At 69.0% G+C, this 22,984-nt stretch carries 26 protein-coding genes and 1 pseudogene; 14 read left to right on the top strand and 13 right to left on the bottom strand.

Translation table 11 applies throughout. The annotated features are described in order from the left end of the window. Window positions 1-4 precede the first annotated feature (4 nt). Entirely contained in the window at window positions 5-619 is a 615-nt protein-coding gene (locus tag AC1RRV_RS15210) for a glutathione S-transferase family protein (protein ID WP_492860486.1), read from the bottom strand. Between the two features lie 163 nt (window positions 620-782). On the opposite strand from AC1RRV_RS15210, the gene AC1RRV_RS15205 reads away from it, so the two are divergent. Then, on the top strand, window positions 783-1,694 hold the full coding sequence (locus tag AC1RRV_RS15205) for a hypothetical protein (RefSeq protein ID WP_492860485.1): 912 nt from the start codon (window positions 783-785) through the stop codon (window positions 1,692-1,694). A 58-nt stretch (window positions 1,695-1,752) separates the two neighbouring features. On the opposite strand, the gene uvrA is transcribed toward AC1RRV_RS15205, so the two are convergent. Beyond that, window positions 1,753-4,656 carry an excinuclease ABC subunit UvrA gene (uvrA, locus tag AC1RRV_RS15200; RefSeq protein WP_492860484.1) on the bottom strand — a complete coding sequence of 968 codons (2,904 nt, stop codon included), beginning with the start codon at window positions 4,654-4,656 and terminating at the stop codon, window positions 1,753-1,755. A 232-nt stretch (window positions 4,657-4,888) separates the two neighbouring features. On the opposite strand from uvrA, the gene AC1RRV_RS15195 reads away from it, so the two are divergent. The 3 genes from AC1RRV_RS15195 (at window position 4,889) to AC1RRV_RS15185 (ending at window position 6,371) form a co-directional block, all read left to right on the top strand. Continuing rightward, window positions 4,889-5,545 (top strand): hypothetical protein, encoded by a 657-nt coding sequence (locus AC1RRV_RS15195; RefSeq protein ID WP_492860483.1) that lies wholly within the window; start codon window positions 4,889-4,891, stop codon window positions 5,543-5,545. Window positions 5,546-5,613: 68 nt separating this feature from the next. Then, on the top strand, window positions 5,614-6,084 hold the full coding sequence (locus tag AC1RRV_RS15190) for a hypothetical protein (protein WP_492860482.1): 471 nt from the start codon (window positions 5,614-5,616) through the stop codon (window positions 6,082-6,084). Between the two features lie 119 nt (window positions 6,085-6,203). Beyond that, window positions 6,204-6,371 (top strand): hypothetical protein, encoded by a 168-nt coding sequence (locus AC1RRV_RS15185; protein ID WP_492860481.1) that lies wholly within the window; start codon window positions 6,204-6,206, stop codon window positions 6,369-6,371. 10 nt (window positions 6,372-6,381) lie between these two features. Here AC1RRV_RS15185 and AC1RRV_RS15180 read toward each other — a convergent pair whose 3' ends face one another. Further along, window positions 6,382-6,846, bottom strand: a complete 465-nt coding sequence (locus AC1RRV_RS15180; protein WP_492860480.1) for a DUF1203 domain-containing protein — start codon at window positions 6,844-6,846, stop codon at window positions 6,382-6,384. A 134-nt stretch (window positions 6,847-6,980) separates the two neighbouring features. On the opposite strand from AC1RRV_RS15180, the gene AC1RRV_RS15175 reads away from it, so the two are divergent. The 4 genes from AC1RRV_RS15175 (at window position 6,981) to AC1RRV_RS15160 (ending at window position 10,664) form a co-directional block, all read left to right on the top strand. Next, window positions 6,981-7,094 (top strand): hypothetical protein, encoded by a 114-nt coding sequence (locus tag AC1RRV_RS15175; protein WP_492860529.1) that lies wholly within the window; start codon window positions 6,981-6,983, stop codon window positions 7,092-7,094. Further along, window positions 7,051-8,658: an ABC-F family ATP-binding cassette domain-containing protein gene (locus AC1RRV_RS15170; protein WP_492860479.1), complete on the top strand. Its 1,608-nt coding sequence runs from the start codon at window positions 7,051-7,053 to the stop codon at window positions 8,656-8,658. The genes AC1RRV_RS15175 and AC1RRV_RS15170 overlap by 44 nt, the downstream gene beginning before the upstream one ends. 62 nt (window positions 8,659-8,720) lie before the next feature. After that, complete coding sequence (locus AC1RRV_RS15165) at window positions 8,721-9,980, top strand: DUF3422 domain-containing protein (protein WP_492860478.1); 1,260 nt, start codon at window positions 8,721-8,723, stop codon at window positions 9,978-9,980. 54 nt (window positions 9,981-10,034) lie between these two features. Beyond that, the gene (locus AC1RRV_RS15160) at window positions 10,035-10,664 is read left to right on the top strand and encodes a class I SAM-dependent methyltransferase (RefSeq protein ID WP_492860528.1); all 630 of its coding nucleotides are present in this window, start codon (window positions 10,035-10,037) and stop codon (window positions 10,662-10,664) included. Here the strand turns inward: AC1RRV_RS15160 and AC1RRV_RS15155 are convergent. The 3 genes from AC1RRV_RS15155 to AC1RRV_RS15145 are packed head-to-tail and all read right to left on the bottom strand — an operon-like array spanning window position 10,661 to window position 12,573. Next, window positions 10,661-11,110 (bottom strand): flagellar basal body protein, encoded by a 450-nt coding sequence (locus AC1RRV_RS15155; protein WP_492860477.1) that lies wholly within the window; start codon window positions 11,108-11,110, stop codon window positions 10,661-10,663. The genes AC1RRV_RS15160 and AC1RRV_RS15155 overlap by 4 nt on opposite strands. A gap of 3 nt (window positions 11,111-11,113) precedes the next feature. Then, complete coding sequence (locus AC1RRV_RS15150; RefSeq protein WP_492860476.1) at window positions 11,114-11,449, bottom strand: rod-binding protein; 336 nt, start codon at window positions 11,447-11,449, stop codon at window positions 11,114-11,116. Then, on the bottom strand, window positions 11,449-12,573 hold the full coding sequence (locus AC1RRV_RS15145; protein WP_492860475.1) for a flagellar basal body P-ring protein FlgI: 1,125 nt from the start codon (window positions 12,571-12,573) through the stop codon (window positions 11,449-11,451). The genes AC1RRV_RS15150 and AC1RRV_RS15145 overlap by 1 nt, the downstream gene beginning before the upstream one ends. Window positions 12,574-12,794: 221 nt before the next feature. Between AC1RRV_RS15145 and fliX the strand changes: the two genes are divergently transcribed. Together fliX and dksA are read left to right on the top strand one after the other, a co-directional pair. After that, a complete protein-coding gene (gene fliX, locus AC1RRV_RS15140; protein WP_492860474.1) occupies window positions 12,795-13,229 on the top strand; it encodes a flagellar assembly regulator FliX in 435 nt (144 codons plus the stop codon). 209 nt (window positions 13,230-13,438) lie between these two features. Beyond that, on the top strand, window positions 13,439-13,867 hold the full coding sequence (gene dksA, locus AC1RRV_RS15135) for an RNA polymerase-binding protein DksA (RefSeq protein ID WP_492860473.1): 429 nt from the start codon (window positions 13,439-13,441) through the stop codon (window positions 13,865-13,867). A 267-nt stretch (window positions 13,868-14,134) separates the two neighbouring features. On the opposite strand, the gene AC1RRV_RS15130 is transcribed toward dksA, so the two are convergent. The 4 genes from AC1RRV_RS15130 to AC1RRV_RS15115 form a co-directional block, all read right to left on the bottom strand. After that, window positions 14,135-14,749, bottom strand: a complete 615-nt coding sequence (locus AC1RRV_RS15130) for a pyridoxamine 5'-phosphate oxidase family protein (RefSeq protein ID WP_492860472.1) — start codon at window positions 14,747-14,749, stop codon at window positions 14,135-14,137. A 66-nt stretch (window positions 14,750-14,815) separates the two neighbouring features. Continuing rightward, entirely contained in the window at window positions 14,816-15,178 is a 363-nt protein-coding gene (locus AC1RRV_RS15125) for a response regulator (protein ID WP_492860471.1), read from the bottom strand. A gap of 100 nt (window positions 15,179-15,278) precedes the next feature. After that, window positions 15,279-16,049 carry an anti-sigma factor family protein gene (locus AC1RRV_RS15120; RefSeq protein WP_492860470.1) on the bottom strand — a complete coding sequence of 257 codons (771 nt, stop codon included), beginning with the start codon at window positions 16,047-16,049 and terminating at the stop codon, window positions 15,279-15,281. Next, window positions 16,046-16,546, bottom strand: a complete 501-nt coding sequence (locus AC1RRV_RS15115) for an RNA polymerase sigma factor (protein ID WP_492860469.1) — start codon at window positions 16,544-16,546, stop codon at window positions 16,046-16,048. Before AC1RRV_RS15115 ends, AC1RRV_RS15120 begins: the two co-directional genes overlap by 4 nt. A 127-nt stretch (window positions 16,547-16,673) precedes the next feature. Between AC1RRV_RS15115 and AC1RRV_RS15110 the strand changes: the two genes are divergently transcribed. The 4 genes from AC1RRV_RS15110 to AC1RRV_RS15095 all read left to right on the top strand — a co-directional run bounded on the left by AC1RRV_RS15110 (window position 16,674) and on the right by AC1RRV_RS15095 (window position 20,371). Beyond that, a complete protein-coding gene (locus AC1RRV_RS15110) occupies window positions 16,674-17,915 on the top strand; it encodes a S8 family serine peptidase (RefSeq protein WP_492860468.1) in 1,242 nt (413 codons plus the stop codon). 95 nt (window positions 17,916-18,010) lie between these two features. After that, a complete protein-coding gene (locus AC1RRV_RS15105; RefSeq protein ID WP_492860467.1) occupies window positions 18,011-18,745 on the top strand; it encodes a hypothetical protein in 735 nt (244 codons plus the stop codon). 172 nt (window positions 18,746-18,917) lie between these two features. Beyond that, window positions 18,918-19,715 carry a crotonase/enoyl-CoA hydratase family protein gene (locus tag AC1RRV_RS15100; protein WP_492860466.1) on the top strand — a complete coding sequence of 266 codons (798 nt, stop codon included), beginning with the start codon at window positions 18,918-18,920 and terminating at the stop codon, window positions 19,713-19,715. Window positions 19,716-19,717: 2 nt separating this feature from the next. Further along, window positions 19,718-20,371, top strand: a complete 654-nt coding sequence (locus AC1RRV_RS15095; protein ID WP_492860465.1) for a DUF3052 domain-containing protein — start codon at window positions 19,718-19,720, stop codon at window positions 20,369-20,371. 41 nt (window positions 20,372-20,412) lie between these two features. Here AC1RRV_RS15095 and AC1RRV_RS15090 read toward each other — a convergent pair. The 3 genes and pseudogenes from AC1RRV_RS15090 to AC1RRV_RS15080 form a co-directional block, all read right to left on the bottom strand. Continuing rightward, window positions 20,413-20,484: pseudogene (locus tag AC1RRV_RS15090) on the bottom strand (hypothetical protein); the annotation flags it as partial. A gap of 10 nt (window positions 20,485-20,494) precedes the next feature. Next, window positions 20,495-21,415: an oxygenase MpaB family protein gene (locus AC1RRV_RS15085; RefSeq protein ID WP_492860464.1), complete on the bottom strand. Its 921-nt coding sequence runs from the start codon at window positions 21,413-21,415 to the stop codon at window positions 20,495-20,497. Window positions 21,416-21,491: 76 nt separating this feature from the next. Then, a complete protein-coding gene (locus tag AC1RRV_RS15080; RefSeq protein WP_492860463.1) occupies window positions 21,492-22,982 on the bottom strand; it encodes a flavin-containing monooxygenase in 1,491 nt (496 codons plus the stop codon). Between the last annotated feature and the right edge of the window lie 2 nt (window positions 22,983-22,984).

The raw sequence follows: 22,984 nt of genomic DNA, 5'->3' as shown, positions 1-22,984 counted from the left end.
CAGCCTAGGCCGCCGCGCTGGGGCGCGCCGCCAGCCGTTCGCGCCAGGCCAGGACGTGCTTGGCTTCGGCCGGGGTCTTCAGGCCCGTGAAGTCGGCGAAGTCGAGGGTCGTCTGTCCGGCGATATCGGCGATCGTATAGGTCTCGCCCGTCAGATAGGGCCGGCCGTCGGCCAGTTCGCGATCGAGCCACATCTGGCCTTTCTCGACGACCTCGCGGTTCGACTCCCCGAACTCGACGTTCTGCTTCAGCAGGCGAGCGGTCAGGGGATGGGCGTGACGCCAGAACATCCCGACCGGGACCATCAGGCGAAACTCGACCCGTCGGGTCCACATCTCGACCTGGGCCTGTTCCAGGGCGGTGACCCCGAACAACGGCGGATCGGGGTGCAGCACCTCGAAATAGCGGCAGATGGCGACCGTCTCGCTGATCGTCGTCCCGTCGTCGAGTTCCAGCACCGGCACCTGGCCCAGGCTGTTGCGCGCCAGGTGCTCGGGCGACTTGTGACCACCCTGCATCATGCCGATCCGGATCTCGGGGACCTCCAGGCCCTTTTCGGCAAGGAAGATCCGCACACGGCGCGGATTGGGCGCTGGCATGGATTCGCCATAGAGCTTCATTTTCGACTCCCCATCTCAGCGACACTGGCGGTCGCGTTTCAAACGGATGTTAGAGTCTGTGTGGGCTTTACCGCAAGCCCGAGCGAATAAAGGCGTTCGCGGCCCTGTCGAAGCGCGGCGAACCCGTTTAGCCTTAACGGCCCACGTCATTCACGAGCTCAGCATGTCCAAGATTTCCGCCTCCGACGCGGCCTTTTCCGGTTTCCGCCTGGTGCGTGAGAACCTGAAGTCCGTGGGCGTGTGGATGCTGATCATGACGGTGGCCTCGATCGCCTACAGCGTCGCGATGATCCATTTCTTCGGCAAGGAACTGAACACGTTCTCAGCCTTCATGCAGACCGCGGGGGCGGATCCGGACCAGGAAGAGCTGCGAAACGTCCTGGCGGGCATGACCCCCGCATCGCTGATCTCGATCCCCTACATGCTGCTGGTGAACGGCGTGGTCTTCGCGGGGGTCAACCGTCTGGTCCAGCGCCCCCATGACCAAGGCTTGGCCCATCTGCGCTTCGGCATGGACGAACTGCGCCAGGCCGGCGTCTGGCTGCTGCTCAATCTGGTGCTGTTCGGCGTGTTCCTGGTCGGGCTGGTGCTGATCGAGTTCCTGGGCGCGATGGGTGGCCCGACCGGCGCCATGCTGGCCCTGCTGGTCTTCGTGGGTATGATCGGCGGCGGTGTCTATCTGGCCGTTCGCCTGTCGGTGGCCAGCGCAGCCACCTTCGACAACGGCAAGATCACCCTCTTCAGGTCGATGCCGCTGACCCGGGGTCATTTCTGGCCGATGCTGGGCGCCTATTTCCTGGCTGGCGTGATGTGCGTCATCGTCTTCCTGCTGCTGATGTCCATCGTCACCGGCGTCGCGGCGCTGATCTCGGGCGACATCAACTTCTCCAGCCGGATGATGCGGGCCGACACCAGCTCGCTGGCGGCCTATTTCACGCCGGTGGGCATCGCTCAGGCCCTGCTCTCCGGCGTGATGTCGGTGCTGACGAGCCTGATCATCTTCACCCCCGCGCCGACCATGTACATGGCGCTGAAGGGCGATCCCGCGCCATCCTCCAGCGACGGCGCCTGGTAGATACGAAGACGCCCCGGAGATCGCTCTCCGGGGCGTTTCTCTTTCCGGCTCGGAGAGCCTAAGCCCGCGCCTTCTTCAGCTCGGCGACCCGCGCCTTGCGGCGGTCCTCGTGGCGGGCCAGCAGGTCCTTGAGGTAGCGGCCGGTCCAACTGGCCTCGACCTTGGCCACGTCCTGGGGCGAGCCCACCGCGACGATCTCGCCGCCGCCGTCGCCGCCCTCGGGGCCGAAGTCGATCAGCCAGTCGGCGGTCTTCACCACGTCCAGATTGTGCTCGATGACCACCACGGTGTTGCCCTGGTCGACCAGTTCGTGCAGCACCTCGAGCAGCTTCTTGGTGTCCTCGAAGTGCAGGCCGGTGGTTGGTTCGTCGAGGATGTAGAGCGTGCGGCCGGTGGCCCGCTTGGAAAGCTCCTTGGACAGCTTCACCCGCTGGGCCTCACCGCCCGACAGGGTCGTGGCCTGCTGGCCGACCTTGATGTAGCTGAGGCCGACGCGCTTCAGCGTCTCCATCTTGTCGCGGATCGGCGGCACGGCCTTGAAGAAGTCGGCCGCCTCCTCGACGGTCATGTCGAGGACATCGGCGATCGTCTTGCCCTTGAACAGCACGTCCAGGGTCTCGCGGTTGTAGCGCTTGCCCTTGCAGATATCGCAGGTGACGTAGACGTCCGGCAGGAAGTGCATCTCGATCTTGATGACGCCGTCGCCCTGGCAGGCCTCGCAGCGGCCGCCCTTGACGTTGAACGAGAACCGGCCCGGGCCGTAGCCGCGCGCCTTGCTCTCGGGCAGGCCGGCGAACCAGTCGCGGATCGGGCCGAACGCGCCGGTATAGGTGGCCGGGTTCGAGCGCGGGGTGCGACCGATCGGGCTTTGGTCGATGTCGATGACCTTGTCGAAGTTCTCCAGCCCCTCGATCCGCTCGTGCGGCGCGGGGGCGTCGCTGGCGTTGTTCAGGCGGCGCGCGGCGGCCTTGTAGAGGGTCTCGATCGTGAAGGTCGACTTGCCGCCGCCCGACACGCCGGTGATGCAGGTGAAGGTCGCGACCGGGATCTCGGCGGTGACGCCCTTCAGGTTGTTGCCGGTGGCGCCGATGACCTTCAGCGTCTTCTTGCTGATCGGACGGCGCTGTTCGGGCACCTCGATCTCGCGCACGCCGGTCAGGTACTGGCCGGTGACGCTCCGGGGATTGGCCATGATCTCGGCCGGCTTGCCCTGGGCGACGATCTCGCCGCCGTGCACGCCGGCGGCCGGGCCCATGTCGATCACGAAGTCCGCGGTGAGGATGGCCTCCTCGTCGTGCTCGACGACCAGCACCGAATTGCCCAGGTCCCGCAGGCCCTGCAGCGAGGTCAGCAGGCGGGTGTTGTCGCGCTGGTGCAGGCCGATCGACGGCTCGTCCAGCACGTAGAGCACGCCGGTCAGGCCCGAGCCGATCTGACTGGCCAGGCGGATGCGCTGACTCTCGCCGCCCGACAGGGTGCCAGAGCCGCGTGACAGGTTCAGATAGTCGAGGCCGACGTCGACCAGGAACCGCAGGCGGTCATTGATCTCCTTCAGGATCCGCCGGGCGATCTCCATGTGCTTGTCCGACAGCTGGCCTTCCAGGCTCGCGAACCAGTCGCGGGCCGGGCGGATGGCCAGCATCGACACCTCGGCGATATCCATGGCGGCGATCTTCACGGCCAGGGCCTCGGGCTTCAGGCGCTTGCCGTGGCAGACCTCGCACGGGGTGTCGGACTGGTAGCGGCCCAGTTCCTCGCGGACCCAGCTGCTGTCCGTCTCGCGCCACCGGCGCTCCAGGTTCGGCAGCACGCCCTCGAAGGGCTTCTCGACCTCGTACTTCCGGGCGTTGTCGTCATAGACGAACTTGATCTTCTGGCCACCGGAGCCTTGCAGCACCACGTCGCGGGCCGACTGCGGCAGCTTGTGCCACGGCTCATCCATCGAGAAGCCGTAGTGACGCGCCAGGGCCTGCAGGGTCTGGGTGTAGAGCGGAGAAGGCCCTTTCGCCCAAGGCGCGACGACGCCCTTGTGCAGGCTCTTGTCCTTGTCCGGGATCACCAGATCGGCGTCGAAGGCCAGCTTGGCGCCCAGGCCATCGCAGGCCGGGCAGGCGCCGGCTGGATTGTTGAACGAGAACAGGCGCGGCTCGATCTCGGCGATGGTGAAGCCGCTGACCGGGCAGGCGAAGCGTTCCGAGAACAGGATGCGCCTCGGCTCCTTCTCGCCTTCCTCGATATTGGCGAACTCGGCGACGGCCAGGCCGTCGGCCAGCCGCAGGGCCTGTTCGATGGAGTCAGCCAGGCGCTGCTCCATGTCGGGCTTGGTCACCACGCGGTCCACGACCACGTCGATGTCGTGCTTGAACTTCTTGTCGAGGACCGGGGCGTCCTCGATCGGATAGTATTCGCCGTCGATCTTCAGCCGCTGGAAGCCGGCCTTCTGCCACTCGGCGATCTCCTTCCGGTACTCGCCCTTGCGGTCGCGAACGACGGGAGCGAGCAGGTAGAGACGCGTGCCTTCGGGCAGGGCGGTGATCTTGTCGACCATCTGGCTGATGGTCTGGCTTTCGATCGGCAGGCCGGTGGCGGGCGAGTAGGGGATGCCGACCCGCGCCCACAGCAGGCGCATGTAGTCGTGGATCTCGGTCACCGTGCCGACGGTCGAGCGCGGGTTGCGCGACGTCGTCTTCTGCTCGATCGAGATCGCCGGCGACAGGCCTTCGATCAGGTCGACGTCCGGCTTGCTCATCAGCTCCAGGAACTGGCGGGCATAGGCCGAGAGGCTTTCCACGTAGCGACGCTGGCCCTCGGCATAGATCGTGTCGAAGGCCAGGGACGACTTGCCCGAGCCCGACAGGCCGGTCAGCACGACCAGCTCGCCACGCGGGATGTCGACGCTGACGTCCTTGAGATTGTGCTCACGGGCGCCGCGAACGCGGATGAAGTTCAGTTGCTCAGCCATGTTTTCCGGAACGTAGGACCGCCCGATTGGTGGCGGCGCAGCGGCTATATGTAGGGCTCGATGCGCGGATTAACACAAGAACAAGATGCGAACAAATGTCGCGCGCGCGAGGTGGCCGGACTGCTGACAGCGGATGTCAGCAGGGCGCCGCCGCGCGGACACTGGAAGGCCTCGAAAACGGCGCCATCGAAACGCGTCCTGCTGGCCAAGCTTAACTTGGGGTGGCAAGCGCATGGGGCGGGGCGCGTGGACCAGACGGTGGATCGCCGCCTCGGGCGGCATGCTGATCAATGGCCTGATCCTCGGCGCGCTGGTGCTGATCGAAGAACCGGCGCCGCTGGTCGGCGAGCAGCCCGTGATCGTGCTGGAGCTGGAACGGCCGCAACGGCGGCTCTCGCCGGAGCGCCAAACGAGGGGCGGATCACGATCGGCGAAGCCCCAGGCAGAATCGGCCCAATCCACGGCCGCGCAGGGCGAGGGTCCATCGGCCGTCGCCGCGCCTGAAGGGCCGCCCGCGCCCGCCATCGAGCCGCGATGGACGGTCGACCCCAAGGTCGTCGACCGCTGGCGTTTGCTGGAGGGCAATCCGTCCATGGGCCTCGGCCGCTTGCAGCGCGCATGCCTGGGCCACACCAGCGAGCACATGACGCCGGAGGAGAAGGAGGCCTGCTACAACGCCTGGGGCAAGCGGCCCGACAAGCGCCCGTCGCCCAACTTCATCGGCCCGATCGACGAGCGGAACTGGGAGGAGCACCAGTTCGGACCACGAAAGCCGCCAACCGCCGACGACGACAAGCGGCGGCAGCGCGACCTTTGCCGGGTCGTCGGCCGAATGCGCAAGGCCAATCCCTCGACGGCGCCGCTGGTGCGCCAGGGCGCCTGCCCTTGATCCTGGCCAGCAGGATCACTTTCCGAAGAGGCGCTTGCGAAGACGCGTGGAAGTGGCAAGCTTCGCCCATGACCCGTCCGTATCGCGCCTTCGCCGCCGCGCTCGCGGCTCTCGTTTTCGCCGGAACGGCCCACGCCCAAGCGGCCGCGCCGCAGTCGCTGGCCGCGCTGGACGTCAACAAGGCCCAGAGCTGGGGCGAGGCCCTGGCGGCCTGCGACCTGACCCGGTTTCTGCTGTCGGACCCGGATGTGACGTCCAACACGATCATCGCGCCGGGCGACGGCGCCCTGCGCATTCTCTACCCACCGCTCTACATGCCGCCGAACCTGTTCTACGCGCCCTCGCTGGCCGAGGCGTTCGAGACGCTGCGGGTGCGCGGCGAGGTCGACCGCAAGGCCGTCTCGGACGCCCGCTTCCGGTTCGCCACCGCGATCGTGCCGAAGTTCCGCAAGGGCGACGCGGTCGAAAAGGCCTTCCTCACCGACCAGATGAAGCTCTGCAATGTCCTGACCGACGGCGTGGCCAAGGGCGCGAAGTAGGCGCGCCCGACCTTGACCGTTGAGACTCGCTAAACCCTCTTTGGAAGCGGGTTCTTCAGCCCACGCATGATCTAACCGCCTCGATCGGGCGGGGGCCCGAGCTCAGAAGGATCGAGCCCATGGCCAAGAAGGCCGCCGCCGCAGCCAGCGGGAAGCAGGAAGCCAAGCAGGACGCGTTCGACGCGCTGCGGACGCCCAAGCCGCGCTCGGTGATCATCGACATGATGGTGTTCTGCGGTGGGATCGGTTCGCTGGTCTGGGTCCTGAACACCATCGTCCCGAACTAGGCCCGCAAGCCTAGGCCCTGTCGATCCGCGCCGCGTAGCAACCCCACTTGGCGTAGTGGGCGTGCAGATAGGCGATCTCCCGATCCGCGAACAGTTCAGCGATCAAGGCGTCGGCCCGCGCGCCCTCGACGATGTCGGCGGCGCGCATCATGCCGTCCGCGTCAAAGGCCCGTAGCGCCAGCAGGCGGCGGCGCAGGGCGGGCGGCATCTCGTCCACCGTCGCGACGGGTTCGACGCCCTCGCGCACGAAGATGGCGTGGCTGGCGCGGAACGGAGTCGGCGCGGGCTGATGCTCGTAATTGACCAGGATCAGGGTCTCGCCGGGCTCGGCGTCGTCCAGGCTGACCCGGCAGGGAAAGCCCAGGCGGGCATCGGCGACGACGCGGCGGGCGCCGTGGGCGGCCAGGGCTTCGTCGTCCAGGGCGAACAGGGCGGCGAACGGTTCGGCGGGCAGGCTGGTGACGGCGTAGGCCATGGGAAACTCCTCTGTTGGGAGCGTTCTCGCGCCGGTCGCGGCGCGGCGACACCCGATCCTTGCGGCGTCGACTTGCCTTTGGCTCAGCTTGCCGAACCGCGTTCGCGGGCGTAGAAGCCGCCCCTTCCCATCCAATGGAGGCTCCCATGATCAGCAAGACGGAAGACCGCTTCGTCCTTCCCGTTTCTCTGACCCTGGGTTCGCATGTCCTTCGTCACTCTGGATGCTGTTTCCGCCGCCACGCCTGACGGCCGGCGTCTCTTCGAAAACCTGAACCTCGCCATCGGGGCCGAGCGCATCGGCCTGGTGGGGCGCAACGGCGTGGGCAAGTCGAGCTTGCTGGCGCTGATCGCCGGCGCGCGGCCGCCGCTGGCTGGGACGATCGCCCGCGCCGGAACCGTCGCTGTCCTGGACCAGGCGCCGGATCTCTCCGGCGACGCGCGACTGGTCGACCTGCTGGGCGTCGGATCCGAGTGGGATCGCCTGGCCCGTATCGAGCGCGGGGAGGGCGATGAGGCCGATCTCTCCGAAGCCGACTGGGACCTGCCCGGACGCCTGGACCAGGCCCTGGCCGATGTCGGCCTGGCGGGGCTAGATCCCGAACGACCGGCCACGGCGTTGTCCGGCGGCCAGGCGACCCGGGCGGGTCTGGCGCGGCTGCTGATCGCGCGGCCGGACGTGCTGCTGCTGGACGAGCCGACGAATAATCTCGACGCCGAAGCCAGGGCGATCGTCGCCAGGGTGCTGTCCCGCCGGCGCGGCGGGGCGGTGGTGGTCAGTCATGACCGGAGCCTGTTGCGCGGCATGGACCGGATCGTCGAGCTGTCGTCCTTGGGCGCGCGCTCGTACGGCGGCGGCTGGGATCTCTATGCCGAGCGGAAGGCTCTGGAGGCGGAGGCGGCCCAGCGCGACCTCGACCATGCCGAACGCGAGGTCCGCCGCGTCGCTCGCGAAACCCAGGTCGCCCGCGAGCGTAAGGATCGCCGTGACGCCGCCGGCCAGCGCTTCGCCGACCGGGGCGGGACGCCGAAGATCGTGCTGGGCATGATGGCCGAGCGGGCCGAGAACAGCGGGGCGAAGGAGGGCAAGCTCGCCGAAAGGCTGGCGTCCCAAGCCCAGGAGGCCAAGGCCTCGGCGCAGGCGCGCGTCGAACGCGCCCGGACCCTGGGTTTCGACTTGCCTTCGAGCGGCCTGCCCGACGGGCGGACGGTGCTGGCCTTCGATGATGTCGCCTTCGCCTGGCCGGATAGAAGCAGCGTGATCGACGGCCTGTCGTTCCGGATCGTCGGGCCCGAGCGCGTCGCCGTGTCGGGTCCGAACGGGACGGGCAAGACGACCTTGATCCGTCTGGCGACGGGCGATCTGTCACCGACGGCGGGAGAGGTGAAGCTGTCCGTGCCCGTCGCCGTGTTGGACCAGCGTGCGGCGCTGCTGAGCGACGACGAGACCATCCTTGAGAACTTCCGCCGGCTGAACCCGACGGCCACCGTCAACGACGCCCACGCGGCCCTGGCGCGGTTCCTGTTCCGTAACACCGCCGCCCATCAGGTCGCCGGGACGCTGAGCGGCGGCGAGCGCCTGCGGGCCGCCCTGGCCTGCGTGCTATGCGCCGCCACGCCGCCCCAGCTGCTGATCCTGGACGAGCCGACCAACCATCTGGATCTTGCCTCGATCGAGGCCGTCGAGGCGGCGCTGTCCGGCTATGACGGGGCGCTGTTGGTGGTCAGCCACGACCAGGACTTCCTGGCCGCGATCGGCGTCGAACGGATGATCCAGCTCAAACCGCGTGACGCCGCCCGTGATGTCCGCTAGCGTCATGTGACCGGTAACATTGAGCCTGACTCGATGATCCGGCGTCGCAGGGCGAGGATGAGATGGACGGCGGTCGGGACCACCCGCTTCGGGTGACATTGAGCGAACTTATGCACCTGCGGGCGCTGCCGCTGGACCGGGCGCCGGTCCGCCTGCGCCAGTGGGTGTTCCTGGTCGACGCCGAGGATCGCGCGGCCGAGGCGGCCTTCGTCGGCCTGTTCGCGCCGGGGCAGGAGGCCTCCGCCGGCCGGGTCGTGGTCGCGGACGCCGAGGGCGGCTGGCTGTGGGAGCGGCATCAGGAGTTCTCGACCTGGACTTGGTTCGCCTACGGGCCGCTCGGGGCTGACCTGGGCTTCGAGCCGCGCCCGAACGAGAGCTTCTTCTGGCTGGACGGCGCGCCGGGCCAGGTGTTCCGCGGCGTGGAGATTTCGGTCTCGGCGCCCAGCGCCAAGCCTCCCGCCGCCGCGGCCCTGGGTCGCCATATCGACTTGCACCGCTGCGTCTCGTGCGAGGTGTTCGACGGCGCCGCGCGAATCTGGACCGATTTCCGCCTGCGCGAGGGCGGAACGGGGCGCATCCACGTTCACAACATCGGCCTGGCCAATGACGAGGTCTCGCGCCTGGTCCAGACCCTGCTGGAGATCGGCAACTATCGGAAGCTGGCCCTGATCGGCTTCCCGCCGGCCCGCGAGCTCCTGGCCTGGCTGGATGGGGCCGAGGCGCGGCTGGCCCGGATCACCAGCGGCCTGGCGGCCGGCGAGGACAGCCAAAGCGTTCTCGACCACCTGCTGGTCCTGTCGGCCGAGGTCGAACTGCGGGCGGCCAAGAGCCGGTTCCGGCGCGGGGCGACGGAGTCCTACCACCGCCTGGCCCTCGACCGGCTGGAGGCCCTGCGCGAGCGGCGGGTTCCCGGCCATTCGACCATGAGCGAGTTCATCGCCCGGCGCCTGTTGCCGGCCATGCGCACGCGGGAGGCGGCCGATCGGCGTCTGGACGACCTGTCCCTGCGCATCGCCCGCAGCGGCGACCTGCTGCGCACCAAGCTGGGCCTGGCCCAGGACCGCCAGAACCAGGAAACCCTGCGCGGCATGGACGCCAGCCTGCAGCTGCAGACCAAGCTGCAGGGCTTGGTCGAGGGGCTGTCGATCTTCGCGGTCGGCTACTATGTGCTGGGACTGCTGGGCTACCTGCTGAAGCCCTGGCTGCACGGCTGGCCGGGCGGGGGCGAGCACGTGCTGTCGGCCCTGGTCCCGCTGGTGCTGATCGCCATCGCCGCCAGCCTGCACCGACGCAAGAAGCGGCTGATCGGCGGCGGCCACTAGCGAAGTCGGGAGGGGCGGCCTAAGTCGGCTGGATCGCCGCCAAGGATGCGCTTCCTGGACCTCCCAGCCTTCATCCAAGACCATCTGCCGCTGGAGCCGGTTCCGGGCGTCCCGGAAATCCGCCTGCACCGGGCGGGGCCGCGCAGCGGCCTGATGCGGCTGGCGGAGGCCGATCCGGACTTCGGTTCGCCCTATTGGGCGCGGCCGTGGGGTGGGGGGCTGGCCCTGGCGCGCCACGTGCTGGACCATCCCGAGATCGTCGCCGGCAAGCGGATCCTGGACCTGGGCGCCGGCTCGGGCCTCGTCGCCATCGCCGCGGCCCTGGCCGGGGCGGGCGAGGTGAGGGCGGCCGATGTCGACCCCTATGCGCTGACCGTCACGCGGCTGAACGCCGCCGCCAACGGCGTCACGGTCGAGGCGATCCACGGCGACCTGACGGCGGGCGAGCCGCCGGAGGTCGATCTCATTTTGGTGGGGGATCTCTTCTACGACCCCGACTTGGCGGTGCGGGTCACGGCGTTTCTGGAGCGCTGCGTGGGCGCCGGGATCGCGGTGCTGATCGGCGATCCCTTCCGGGCCTTCCTGCCGACGGACCGACTGCGGGTCGTGGCGGAATATCCGGTCGCCGATTTCGGCGATCCGGACGGCGCGGCGCGGGCCGCGGCCGTCTTCGCCTTCGGCTAGGCCTGCCGGTTCAAGGTGATCGCCGCGCCGTGCTGCGGACGGTCGTTGATCATTGCGCCGGCGCCGTAGGTGGTGGCCGGAGCCGCGCGCTGGCTGGCGATTTCCTGGGCCACGGCGTGAACCAGACCCTCGGTCACCGTCTTGGCGGCGGTCACGGCCCGGGCCTGGCGCGCCAGGACGGAGTCGAAGGCCTCGGTGGCGCGCAGCAGGCGCTGGCGCAGCTCGGGCTTGGCCGCCTCGACGAGGGCGACATTGGCTCGCACCCGCATCGACTCGTAGCGGTAGAGATTGGCCAGCTTGGAGGTTTCTTCGACGTACTGCGCCGCCTCGTGCGGGCGGTGGGTCTCGAAGGCCAGGGCTTCCTTGGCGATCAGGTCGGTCAGGCGCTCGGTCAGCAGGATCAGTTGATGGACGCGATCGTCGGCGTCGATGGCGGCGATGGCCATGGGCTACTCCTTCAGACCTTGCATCTTCAGCATTTCACGCTGGATGGACGAGGCGAGGCCGACGCCGCCGGCCTTGGTGACCTGCTTGGACATGGCGTCGCTCATCAGCGACTTGAACATCGCTTCGCCGTTGCCGCCGCCGAACGGTTCGGAGGTTTTCACGCCCTCGAACATCTGCTGCATCATCACGGACATGAACGAGGCCTCGAAGTTCTTGGCGGTCTCGGCGATCTTGGCGCGCTTGGCCTTTTCCTCGACGGACTGGACGACCGTCTGGGCGGCGGCGGCGACCGTGTCGAGCTTGGCGGCGAAGCCGGCGACGGCGGACAGGGCGCTCATCACATCACCTCGATTTCGGCTTGCAGGGCGCCGGCGGCCTTCACGGCCTGCAGGATCGAGATCATGTCGCGGGGCGTGACGCCCAGGGCGTTGAGGCCGCCGACCAGGCTCTTGAGCGACGGCGCGCCGCCCAGGGTGATCAGTTGCTTGCCCTTTTCCTCGTCGATGCTGACGGTCGATTGCGGGACGACGGCGGTCTGGCCCTGGCTGAACGGAGCCGGCTGGCTGACGGCGGGGTTTTCCTGGACCGTGATGGTCAGGTTGCCCTGAGCGATCGCCACCTGGCTGATGCGGACGTCGTCGCCCATGACGATGACGCCGGCCACTTCGTCGATCACGACCTTGGCGGGGGAGTCGGGCTCGACTTCCAGGTTCTCGACGCTGGTGATGAAGCTGATCATGTCCATGCCGGGCGGAGCACGCACGGCGACGATGGTCGGGTTCTGCGCCTGGGCGCAGTTGGGGAACTTGCCGTTGATGGCGTCGGCGATCCGGCGCGAGGTCGTGAAGTCCGGATTGCGCAGGGTCATACGGAGGATGTCCATATTGACCATCTGGAAGCCGGTGTCCTTTTCGATGATGCCGCCCGCCGCGATGCGGCCGGCCGTCGGCACGCCCTTGGTGACCGAGCTGCCCGACGCGCCGCCGGCCGAGACCGAGCCGGTCTGCACGGTGCCCTGAGCGACCGCGTAGGTCTGGCCGTCCGCGCCTTGCAGGCTGGTGACCAGCAGGGTGCCGCCCAGCAGGCTCTTGGCGTCGCCCATGGTCGAGACGGTGACGTCGACCCGCGCTCCGGGAGCGGCGAACGGCGGCAGGTTGGCCGTGATCATGACGGCGGCCGTGTTCTTGGTGTTCAGGTTGCCGTCGCGCACGTTGACGCCCTGACGCTCCAGCATGGCCTCCAGGCTCTGCTTGGTCATCGGGGCGTTGCGCAGGGAGTCGCCCGAGCCGTTCAAGCCGACGACGATGCCGTAGCCGATCAGCTGGTTGTCCCGGACGCCCTCGAAGGCGACGATGTCCTTGATCCGCGACTTGGCGAACGCCGGCGCCGCCACGAAGGCGGAAGCGGCGGCCAGAGCGGCCAGGGCGGTGCGGAGAACGGTGCGAAAGAATGAACGCGGCATGGTAGTCCCGTGGCGGGGAGATGTCCCCGCGCCGCCCCATGCCAGAAGCGGGCCAGTTTCAAAGCCTTTGTGACTCAAGGGATTCCGCTTTTGGCGGTGGTTCGCCTGGCGCCGAACGGCAGAATCTGCCCGGCATTAACCATACTTCAAGCGCCCGGAGGGATTATGCTCTGGCGGCGAGATCAGTGACTCGTGTACGCAGGCTTTTTGGAGCTGTCCGGATGAAGGTTTCGAGCACGGGGGGCGTAGGGGCTACTGGCGCGTCGCGAGCCAAGCCCGCCGGCGGATCGTCGGGCTTCAGCCTGCCTTCGGTGAACGCCGCCAGCGGCGCCGCCAGCACCGCCTCGGTCGGCGGGCTGTCGGGGGTCGGCTCGGTCGACGCCCTGCTGGCCCTGCAAGAGACCGGCGCCGTCGGTGGTCCCCTGGAGCGCCGCAAGCGCGCGGTGCGCCGCGCCGAACATATTCTCGACCTGCTGGGCGACGTGCGGATCGCGTTGATCGAGGGCGACATCTCGCACAGCACCCTCGACCGCCTGTCACGCGCCATTCGCGAGCAGCGCGAAAACACCGACGATCCCGGCCTCGAAGGGATCCTCAACGAAATCGAGACGCGCGCCGCCGTCGAGCTGGCCAAGCTGGAAAGCCGGGGCCGCTAGCATGGCCGGGGCAGGGATCCGAAACGTTTCTCCCTGCGACGCTTGGCCTTTTGGCGCGTTTTACACCTGTCGTCGCCGCGATCATGGGCCTTTCAGGCGTCCGGAGCGACCTGAACGCGCCGCTAACGCGAGGTTCATTGAACGTGGCTCACCTTTTGGTATAAGCACCCGGCCTTCGAGGGCTGAGTTCATTGGGGCGTGAGGCGTAGATGCAAACGGCCACAGTTCTTGTAGAAAAGTCTGATTATCGTCCTTCCGAGGACGAGCCTTTCATGAATGAGCGGCAGCTTGAGTATTTCAAGAACAAGCTGCTGGCCTGGAAGGAAGAGATCCTCCGCGAATCTCGCGAGACGGTCTCCCATCTCCAGAAAGAAACCGAGAACCACGCCGATCTCGCCGATCGCGCGTCCTCGGAAACTGATCGAGCGCTTGAACTTCGCACGCGTGACCGCCAACGGAAGCTGATTTCCAAGATCGACCAGGCCCTGCGCCGCGTCGAGGATGGCTCCTACGGCTATTGCGAAGAGACGGGCGAGCCGATCGGCCTGGCTCGGTTGGACGCTCGTCCGACCGCGACCATGAGCGTCGAAGCCCAGGAACGCCACGAGCGCCGCGAACGCGTCCACCGCGACGACTAAGCGCCGCATGGCGACTGATGTGTTTTCAAGCGGCCCTGGGGGAAACCTCGGGGCCGCTTTTGTTTTGGGGCGGAGGGGGGCGGCGCACGACCCGGGGCGGAAGTCGAGATGCTCCCCCTCAGGGGGAGCTGTCGCGGAGCCACTGAGGGGGCTAATGCAGCCTATGCCCAGCTTGCCCCCTCCGGCCCTCTGGGCCACCTCCCCCAAAGGGGGAGGATCTTGTGCGGCAGCCTCCCACCACCGACGCATGGCGCGTCTGCTTCGGTCTCACCACAGCGTCTTCGCCGCTCGCCCCGGCCACTCGCGGTCATACGTCTCGCCGCCGACCTCGCCGGCCGTGACGGCCGCCAGCATGGCGCCGGCCGAGGGCAGACTGGCCGGATCTACATGGCTTTCCGCTTTCCAGAGGCCCGAGCGGACGATCGCCCGTGCGCACTGGAAATAGGCCTCCTCGACCGTGACCACGGTCACCGTGCGCGGCGGCTTGCCGTCGACGGCGAAGCTTTCCAGCAGGTCGGGATCAGCGCTCAGCACGGCGCGGCCATTGACGCGGAAGGTGGTCCCCGAGCCGGGGATCAGGAACAGCAGCGCCACGCGCGGGTCGCGGACGATGTTGCGCAGGGAGTCGGTGCGGTTGTTGCCGCGCCGGTCGGGCAGCATCAGCGTCTTGGGATCGGCGATGCGGACGAAGCCGGGCTGATCGCCGCGCGGGCTGCAGTCCAGGCCTTCCGGCCCCACGGTGGCCAGGGCCAGGAACGGCGAGGCCTCGATCAGGGCCGCGTAGTGCGGGGTGATGTGGTCGGCGACCTTGACGGTCGAGGCGGCGACCGGCGCCGGCTGGTACAGCGCTTCCAGCGCCTCGAGGGTGGTGATCTCGTGCATCGCGTCCTCCCGTGGCCGTGCTTGTACGGGCAAGGCCCTGAGCGCGCCAGTCGGAGCGCGCCAGTCCTAGGGAATGGAGGCGCGCGCGCAGGCCTCGGCGAGGATCCGCGCCGAGATCGGCTTGTCGACGACGGGGGTCAAGCGGCCCTTCAGCAGGTCGGCGTTGCCGGTGACATAGACGACAGGAATCCGCCCCAGATGCCGCTGGATGGCCTCGACGGCCTCGACGCCCGTGCCGCCCACGATGCGGTAGTCGGCGGTGATCAAGTCGGGGGGATTGGCCATGGCGAGGGCCAGCGCGTCGCCGGGACTGTCGGCGATATCGAAACTCGTGAAGCCCTGTTCCGTCAGAAGGGCTTCGACCTCGAACGCGACGAGGATCTCATCCTCGATAATCAACACGTGTCGGGCCTTTTCGTGCTCGGTCATCGCCGTAGCCTTCTTTGCCGTCCCTGTCTGACATTTCAATGTCGGGGCGAGCCCATAAGCCAGTCGCGTTTTCGTGATCACAATAATCGCACGGGTTGTATCAGCGGCGCCAGCCCCTGTTTTTGGCCTCCAGTTCGGCCCGCGCGTCCAGCGGCGCGCCCTCGATCAGGGCGTCCACGGCTGACAGCACGGCGGGCGGAGTCTCGGCGCCGGCGGTGCGATAGGCGGTCGAGGTTTCGGCCTCGACGGGGCTCGCGAGGCGCAGGCGCCAGGCGTCGTCCTCGCGACAGGCCAGGCCCGCCAGGCCCTCGCGGCCGTTCGGCTGGAACGTCCGGCAGTAGGTCCCGGCCTTGTCGCGGAAGCTGAGGCCGATCCGGATCGGGCCCGAGGTTTCGGCCGCGGTCTGGGCGTCGAGGGCGCGCGCGAGCGAGCCGGAAGCGACCAGGGTCTGCTCGCCGCCGCCGTTCAGGCCCACCGAAGACGGCATGGCCATCCGCCCGATCGCCAGGCCCACGACCAGGCAGGCGGCCATCCCCGCCCAGGCGGGCAGGCGGGCGGGCAGGCGGACGGGCGGCTTGGTCGAGGGGGCGACCGAAGGCTGGCGGCGCGCGGCGGCAAGATCCAGGACCTCGGCCGAGGCGGGCGCGCCGCGCCGGATCGTCTCCAGCAAGCGGTCGGGCGTGGGCTCGTCGGCGATCGGGCCATAGTGGCCGACCAGCATGGCCTTCAGCTCCGCCTGGGCCTTCAGACGGGCGGCAAGGTCCGGATCACCGCGCGCGGCCGTCTCGACCAGCGAGCGCGTCGCGCCATCGAGTTCGCCGTCCACATAGGCGGCGATGGTTTCGTCGTCGAAGCTCAGCGGGGCGGTCATGGGCGGGCTCCGTGGTCGATCAAGGCGGCCTGCAGGGCCGCGCGGCCGCGCGAGAGGCGGCTGGTCACCGTGCCGACAGGCGTCTCCAGCACGGCGGCGGCCTCGTCGTAGGAGAGGCCCTCGATCAGTACGAGGGCGACGGCGATGCGCTGTTCGTCGGGCAGGGCGGCCATGGCCCGCTCGATGGCCGACAGCCCCAGCCGCGCGTCCAGCGTGGCCGAGGCCGGATCCGCCGCCAGCTCACCCTGCTCGGGCCCGGCCGTGACCTTGTTCCAGCGGCTCCGCCGGCGGGCCTCGTCGATCCAGGCGTTCTTCATGATCCGGAACATCCAGCTGTCGAGCCGTGTGTCGGGCCGCCACTGATCTCGCCGGAGCAGGGCCCGCTCCAGCGTCAATTGCGTGAGGTCGTCGGCGTCGGCCGGGTCGCGAGCCAGGGCGCGCGCCATCCGCCGGAGGCGCGGAGCGTGGGCGACGAGCTCTGACTGGAATGCGTCCAAGATTCCGCCTTCGTGTTCTCATTGGATAGAACGGCCGAGGCCGGACGTTTCATCCAACGAGAGCCAACTATTTCACCGCCGCGCGGCCGAGGCCAAGCTCGACCCGCGCGGCCCACCCAGGAACCCGATGAACCGACGACTGATCTTCGGCCTCATGAGCGCCCTGGTGCTGGGCGCGACGGCGGCGGCGCAGATCCTGCCAGGCCTGCCCGCGACGCCAGGCCTGCCGCGCGATCCGCTGGGCGGCGTCGGCCGCCTGGCGCGTGAACCGCTGGAACAGGTGACGGGCGCCGTGCGCGCGCTGGACGTCGCCGATCTGCGTCTGGATCGCCTGACGGCCCTGGTGCGCGCCAATCCGCGGGTGCTGGATCTCGACGATCGCGGCCAGGCCGTGGTGCGCGGTGAGGTGCTGGCGGTGTCGCCCAGCGACGAGGCCCTGACCCGCCTGCTCGCCGCCGGCTTCTCGCTGGAGCGCGAGGACAGCGCCGACGCCCTGGGCCTGCGGGTCGTCGCGCTGCGCCCGCCCAGCGGTCTCAACGCGCGGGCGGCGATCCGCCGGGCGCGGGAGATCGACCCGGAGGGCGACTACGATTTCAACCATCTCTATGCGGGGGCGGGTGGGGCCGGCGTCAGTGAGCCCGGGACCGTTCCCTCCGCGACGGCGCTGCCGACGGGGCGCGTCGGCCTGCTGGACGGCGGCGTGGATCGCAAGCACCCGGCCTTCAAGGACGTGGAGATCGAACAGCGGAGCTTCGCGCCCGGTGGCGGCGGCTCCAGCCGCCATGGCACCGCCGTGGCCTCCCTGCTGGTGGGGAAGGGCTTTGGCGGGCTGGGAGCGCGGTCTCGCCTCTACGCCGCCGACGTCTACGGAACGGGTCCGACCGGGGGCTCGGCCGGGGCGATTGTCGGGGCCCTGAACTGGATGGCCCAGGCCGGTGCGCCGGTCGTCAATATCAGCCTGGTCGGACCGGACAACGCCACCCTGCGCGCGGCGGTGAAGGCCCTGCAGGCGCGCGGCTGCCTGGTGGTGGCGGCGGTGGGCAATGACGGCCCGGCCGCCCCGCCGCTCTATCCGGCCTCCTATCCCGGCGTGGTCGCCGTCACGGGCGTCGATGCGCGGGGACGACTGCTGCCGGAGGCCGGCAAGGCCGCCCATATCGATTTCGCGGCCCTCGGCGCCGGCGTGAAGGTCGCCGCGCCCGGGGGCGGCGCGACGGGTGTGCGCGGCACGTCCTACGCCGCCCCCGTGGTCGCCGCGCGCCTGGCCGCCCGGCCGGATCTCGCCGCCCTGGTCGCCCAGGCCCGAGATCTTGGCGCGCCAGGACCCGACCCGGTGTTCGGCAAAGGTCTGATCGGCGCGGCCCGCTAAAATATTTTCGCGCGTTCGGGATGAAACACCGGAGACCCGTCGTTGGACGGGGTGGAAGCGCCGACGCGGCGCGGCAAGCCTCGAAGGATACGACGATGTTCAAGCCCACTCTTCTCCTGACCGCCGCGGCCCTGTCCGGCGTCCTGGCGATCGCGCCCGCCCAAGCTCAGCTGCTGGGCGGCGGCCTGACCGGCAATGGCGCGGGCAGTCTGACCGGCGGTCTGGGCGGCCTGAGCGGCTCGGCGGGCGGCATGCTCGGCGGGTCGGGCCAACTCGGCGCCCCCGACCTGGGCGGTCCGCTCTCGCGGGTTCGCGGGGCCGGCGACACCCTGCGCGACCGCGCCACGGGCGCCGGCCGCACCGTGACCGACACGGCGGGCCGGGCCGGCGGCAAGGTCCGCAAGACGGCCGGCTCCGCCAATATGGACGCGACCGGCGCGCTGAGCGGCGCGGGTTCGATCGCCGGCTCTAGCGCCTCGGGGGCGGCGGCGGGTGACGCCTCGACGGGCGGTGGCCTAGCCCTCCCGGACGCCAGCGGCGTGACCTCGGGAGTCTCGAATGTCGCCTCGACCGCGCGTGATCGCGCCGGCCAGGCCGCGAGTCAGGCGAAGGGCGCGGCGACCGGCGCGGCCAATACGGCGCGTTCAGCCAGCCTGGCCGGCTCGGCGAATGGCTCGGCCTCCGCCTCGAAGCAGGGCGCCTCGGCTTCCGGCGGCGGCCTGATGTCGTCCGGCGGCGCCAATGGGGGCGGCGCGCTGGCCCTGTCGGCTGACCGCCAGGGCGCCAACGCCTCGACCTCGGCCAGCGGCGCGGCTTCGCGCGGCAACTAACGCCTTCCGGCGGTGCGCGCCTGCTCCGTGGGAGAGTAGCACGACGCGACCCGGCCGCGCCGCCCTGGCTGGAAGCCTAGGGCGGCGTGTGGCGTTTCGGGCTCTGCGAGGCTGCGCGGGCGGCCGAAGCGCGCTATCGATGGCGCAAAAGCAAGATATGCAGGAGCGCCACTTGTCTCTCATCCTCACCGAGAAGCGCGGCCACGTCGCCATCCTCACCCTCAACCGCCCCGAGGCGATGAACGCCCTGGGCGCGCCGGGAGACGGGGACCAGGTGGCGGCGGCCTGCGAAGCCATCAATGACGACCAGGACATCCGCTGCGTGATCCTGACCGGCGCGGGCAAGGCGTTCTCGGCCGGCGGCGATGTCAAGGCGATGAAGGCCCGCGAGGGCGCGTTCGGCGGCAACGGCGTGGCGGTGCGTGACGGCTACCGCAAGAACATCCACCGCATCGTTCGGGCCATCTACGGCCTGGAGGTCCCGTCGATCGCGGCGGTGAACGGAGCGGCGATCGGCCTGGGCTGCGACGTGGCCTGCATGACCGACATCCGCATCGCCGCCGACACGGCCAAGTTCGGCGTGACCTTCCTGAAGCTGGGCCTGATCCCGGGCGACGGCGGCGCCTGGCTGATGCCGCGCACGATCGGCATGAGCCGGGCGGCTGAGCTGCTCTTCACCGGCGACGTCATCGACGCGGCCAAGGCCGCCGACTGGGGCCTGATCAGCAAGGCCGTGCCGGCCGAGACGCTGATGAACGAGGCCATGGCCCTGGCGACGCGGATCGCCCAGCAGCCGCCGCACGCCCTGCGCATGGGCAAGAGCCTGCTCAAGCATGGCCAGACGGCCAGCTACGACACCTTGATGGAGATGAGCGCCGCCGCCCAGGCCATCGCCCACCACACCGAGGACCACATGGAAGGCGTCGACGCGATCCTCGAAAAGCGTCAGCCGAACTTTAAGGGCGCTTGAGGATGGGCAAGGAAGCGAGCGGCGTCTGGGGCCAGCTGTCCGACGGCGAGAGCGAGGGCAAGCTTCTGTGGGAGCCGCCCAAGCTGATCTTCCGCGGAGCCTATCGCGGCATCTACCAGGGTCACGCCCTGCGCGGGCTCCGGACCGACGGCGATGACCTGCTGCTGAGCGACGGCACGCGCTTCACGCTTGAGCCGGGCCAGGCCGAGAAGTGGCTGCACGCCATCCAGAATCCGCCGACGCGCCTGGACAAGCTGGGCGTGAAGCCGGGCATGACCGTGGTGGTCGACGGCGTCGAGGACGCCGAGTTCCTCGACGAGCTCTCGACCCGCGTCGAGCCGGTCGAGACCGAAGAGGGTGTCGACCTCCTATTCCTGGTCGCCGACGATCTGGCCGATCTCGACCGCATGGAGGACTGGAAGGGCGCCCTGGCCGACAAGGGCGCGATCTGGGTGATCTCCCAGAAGGGCAAGGGCGCGCCGCTGAAGGACACCGACGTCCTGGGCGCGGCCCGGGGCCTAGGGTTCACGGATACGAAGGTGTGCGCGTTCTCGAACACCCACACGGCGCTGCGTTTCGTGGCGCGCAAGACGCCCAAGGCCGCGCCGCCCCCGGCGCCGGTCGTGGATGACGAGGCGTTCGACGAGGAGGACTAGAAACCTCCATCCTCGTCATCCCGGAAGCCTCGCAGAGGCTATCCGGGACCCAGGGGCAAACGCACTGCCCTGGCCCCTGGGTCCCGGCTCTCCGCTTCGCTGCGGCCGGGATGACGAAAAGAATTAGGTGGCGGCTGAAGCAGGCGTTCCAGCTGCCCGCTCTTCCAGCAGCCGCTGCTGCTCGGCCTGGCTTCGGTAGAGGAAGTCGTGCGGCAGTCCCAGTCGCACGCTGGCCTCGCAAGGCGGTGAACCACGCACTGGAATCCGCTCGGCCAGGCGGCCGGCGGCTTTGAGCGCCAAGCGGTCAAAGAGCGTCAGGTCATAGGCGCGGCCCAGCGCCAGCTTTTGCCGCACCGCCGACGGCAGCAGCGACACCGCCGCCCGCGCCAAGGCCTTGTGCAGGAACTTCGGCGCGTTGGGCGCGGCCTGGCCCGACTGGATGATGGCCAGGAACTCCTCGACGATCGGATGCGGCTCGAAGCGGGGGAGGAGCCTTTCCATCATCGCCATGAAGTCGGCCTGCGAGCTCGGCGAATACCGCACGCCATAGAGCCGCGCGATCGGATGGGCCTCGGCGTAGAACCGCGTCTTCTCCGCCTCGCTTAGCGGCGCGACGAAGCGGTCATAGGCGTTGAGGAAGCCATAGCCGGCCGTGGCGCTGACCCAGTCCAGCAGTTCGGGATCCAAGGCCTTGTAGGCCTCGCCGTTCGGCGTCTGGCCCGCCACCCGCGTGTGCATGTTGGTGACGCCCTGGATCACCCGCCGCGCGGCGGCCTGCGGGCCATAGACCCCGACCATGGCGGCGATGCCCGTGCGCTTGGAGCGCCCGATTGGGTCGGCCTTGTAGGTGGAGTGATCCCAGACGCCCGAGCGGATCCGCGCATTGGCGAATTCCAGCAGCACGGCCGCCACGCCGCCCACCGCCAGGGCGATGGGGTTCTTGTAGATCCGCCAGTGCAGCGAGCCTGGATCCAGATAGGCGGCCTCGCCCGGCGGGCTGGCGTAGTCGATCTTCCAGCCCAGATACGAGGACGGTTCGGCCATGCGGGTCTCCTTCACCCTGGAAGGTCGGCGCCACGGCCGCCGGTCGCAACCTATCGAATCCGATAGGGAAACCTGATCAGGCCGCTTCCAACGTCTTCGCCGGCTGGGCCTTCACCCCCGTCTTGCGCCCAAACTGCATCACCCCGTCCTCGACCTTGCCCAGCCGCAGGGCGGCGAGATCCAGCGCGTAGTTCTGGTGCACCTTCCATGGCTTGCGCAGGCCCTGCTTGGGGAACTGGCCGATCGAGCGGGTGACGTAGCCGGACGAAAAGTCGAGCCAGGGCGCGACCTCCATCTCGCCGTCGACACGCGGCACGCAGTAGTCGGTGCGCGTGCGGGTCATGTGGTTCAGCAGGCGGCAGACATATTCGCTGGTCAGGTCCGCCTTCAGGGTCCAGCTGGCGTTGGTGTAGCCGAACGCCGAGGCCAGGTTCGGCACGTCGCTGAACATCATGCCCTTGTAGCTCATCGACTGGGACAGGTCGGCGGCCTTGCCGTCGACCACGACCTCCATGCCGCTCAGGAGCTGCAGCTGCAGGCCGGTGGCGGTGACGATGACGTCGGCGTCCAGGGTCTTGCCCGACTTCAGCTGGATGCCGGTCTCGGTGAAGGTGTCGATGTGGTCGGTGACCACCGAGCTCGTGCCGGCCTTGATCGAGTCGAACAGGTCGGCGTCCGGCACCAGGCACAGGCGCTGATCCCACGGATTATAGCGGGGCGTGAAATGGGTCGCGACGTCGTAGTCGGGACCCAGGTGCTCGCGCACCATGCCCAGCAGCTGTTGCTTGATCTTTTCCGGCTTCTTGCGGGCCAGGTTGAAGAACAGCATCTGCATCAGCACGTTCTTCCAGCGCGTGATGCCATAGGCGGTCATGGCTGGCAGCTTGGCGCGCAGCCAGTTGGCGACGCCGTCCTCGGCCGGGCGCGAAACCACGTAGGTCGGCGAGCGCTGCAGCATGACCACGTGCTCGGCGGTCTTGGCCATTTCCGGCACCAGGGTCACGGCGGTGGCGCCGCTGCCGATCACGACGACCTTCTTGCCGGCGTAGTCGAGGTTTTCCGGCCAGTGTTGCGGGTGGACGACCTGGCCCTTGAAGCGCTCGGTACCCGGGAAGTCGGGCGTGTAGCCGGCCGAGTAGCGGTAGTAGCCCGAGCACATGTAGAGGAAGCCGCAGGTGAACTTGACCACCTGGCCATCGTGCTCGGCCTCGATCGTCCAACTCGCGGTCTCGGTGGACCAGCTGGCGCGCTTGACCATGTGCTTGAAGCGGATGTGGCGATCGACATCGTGCTCGCGGGCGGTCTCGCGCACATAGGACAGGATCGACGGCCCGTCGGCGATGGCCTTGGCCGCGCGCCACGGCTTGAACGAATAGCCCAGGGTGTACATGTCGCTGTCGGAGCGGATGCCCGGATAGCGGAACAGGTCCCAGGTGCCGCCGATCGTCTCGCGTCCTTCGAGGATCGCGTAGGTCTTGCCCGGGCAGTTGCGGCTCAGGTGGTAGGCCGCCCCGATCCCCGACAGGCCCGCGCCCACGATCAGTACGTCGACATGTTCCATGGCCATCC

This window comes from Caulobacter sp. GW821-FHT11E10, from assembly GCF_058808375.1.
This window is presented reverse-complemented; position numbering and strand designations above follow the sequence as displayed.

Excerpts from the sequence above, each read along its gene's own strand:
- dksA (WP_492860473.1), top strand. The coding sequence starts at position 13,439 with ATGCAAACGGCCACAGTTCTTGTAGAAAAGTCTGATTATCGTCCTTCC.
- AC1RRV_RS15185 (WP_492860481.1), top strand. The coding sequence starts at position 6,204 with ATGGCCAAGAAGGCCGCCGCCGCAGCCAGCGGGAAGCAGGAAGCCAAG.
- AC1RRV_RS15110 (WP_492860468.1), top strand. The coding sequence starts at position 16,674 with ATGAACCGACGACTGATCTTCGGCCTCATGAGCGCCCTGGTGCTGGGC.
- AC1RRV_RS15145 (WP_492860475.1), bottom strand. The coding sequence starts at position 12,573 with ATGCCGCGTTCATTCTTTCGCACCGTTCTCCGCACCGCCCTGGCCGCT.
- AC1RRV_RS15085 (WP_492860464.1), bottom strand. The coding sequence starts at position 21,415 with ATGGCCGAACCGTCCTCGTATCTGGGCTGGAAGATCGACTACGCCAGC.
- AC1RRV_RS15150 (WP_492860476.1), bottom strand. The coding sequence starts at position 11,449 with ATGAGCGCCCTGTCCGCCGTCGCCGGCTTCGCCGCCAAGCTCGACACG.
- AC1RRV_RS15195 (WP_492860483.1), top strand. The coding sequence starts at position 4,889 with ATGGGGCGGGGCGCGTGGACCAGACGGTGGATCGCCGCCTCGGGCGGC.
- AC1RRV_RS15080 (WP_492860463.1), bottom strand. The coding sequence starts at position 22,982 with ATGGCCATGGAACATGTCGACGTACTGATCGTGGGCGCGGGCCTGTCG.
- AC1RRV_RS15170 (WP_492860479.1), top strand. The coding sequence starts at position 7,051 with ATGTCCTTCGTCACTCTGGATGCTGTTTCCGCCGCCACGCCTGACGGC.
- AC1RRV_RS15130 (WP_492860472.1), bottom strand. The coding sequence starts at position 14,749 with ATGCACGAGATCACCACCCTCGAGGCGCTGGAAGCGCTGTACCAGCCG.
- AC1RRV_RS15155 (WP_492860477.1), bottom strand. The coding sequence starts at position 11,110 with ATGGCCATCGCCGCCATCGACGCCGACGATCGCGTCCATCAACTGATC.
- AC1RRV_RS15190 (WP_492860482.1), top strand. The coding sequence starts at position 5,614 with ATGACCCGTCCGTATCGCGCCTTCGCCGCCGCGCTCGCGGCTCTCGTT.
- AC1RRV_RS15095 (WP_492860465.1), top strand. The coding sequence starts at position 19,718 with ATGGGCAAGGAAGCGAGCGGCGTCTGGGGCCAGCTGTCCGACGGCGAG.
- AC1RRV_RS15120 (WP_492860470.1), bottom strand. The coding sequence starts at position 16,049 with ATGACCGCCCCGCTGAGCTTCGACGACGAAACCATCGCCGCCTATGTG.
- fliX (WP_492860474.1), top strand. The coding sequence starts at position 12,795 with ATGAAGGTTTCGAGCACGGGGGGCGTAGGGGCTACTGGCGCGTCGCGA.
- AC1RRV_RS15175 (WP_492860529.1), top strand. The coding sequence starts at position 6,981 with ATGGAGGCTCCCATGATCAGCAAGACGGAAGACCGCTTCGTCCTTCCC.
- AC1RRV_RS15105 (WP_492860467.1), top strand. The coding sequence starts at position 18,011 with ATGTTCAAGCCCACTCTTCTCCTGACCGCCGCGGCCCTGTCCGGCGTC.
- AC1RRV_RS15165 (WP_492860478.1), top strand. The coding sequence starts at position 8,721 with ATGGACGGCGGTCGGGACCACCCGCTTCGGGTGACATTGAGCGAACTT.
- AC1RRV_RS15125 (WP_492860471.1), bottom strand. The coding sequence starts at position 15,178 with ATGACCGAGCACGAAAAGGCCCGACACGTGTTGATTATCGAGGATGAG.
- AC1RRV_RS15180 (WP_492860480.1), bottom strand. The coding sequence starts at position 6,846 with ATGGCCTACGCCGTCACCAGCCTGCCCGCCGAACCGTTCGCCGCCCTG.
- AC1RRV_RS15210 (WP_492860486.1), bottom strand. The coding sequence starts at position 619 with ATGAAGCTCTATGGCGAATCCATGCCAGCGCCCAATCCGCGCCGTGTG.
- uvrA (WP_492860484.1), bottom strand. The coding sequence starts at position 4,656 with ATGGCTGAGCAACTGAACTTCATCCGCGTTCGCGGCGCCCGTGAGCAC.
- AC1RRV_RS15205 (WP_492860485.1), top strand. The coding sequence starts at position 783 with ATGTCCAAGATTTCCGCCTCCGACGCGGCCTTTTCCGGTTTCCGCCTG.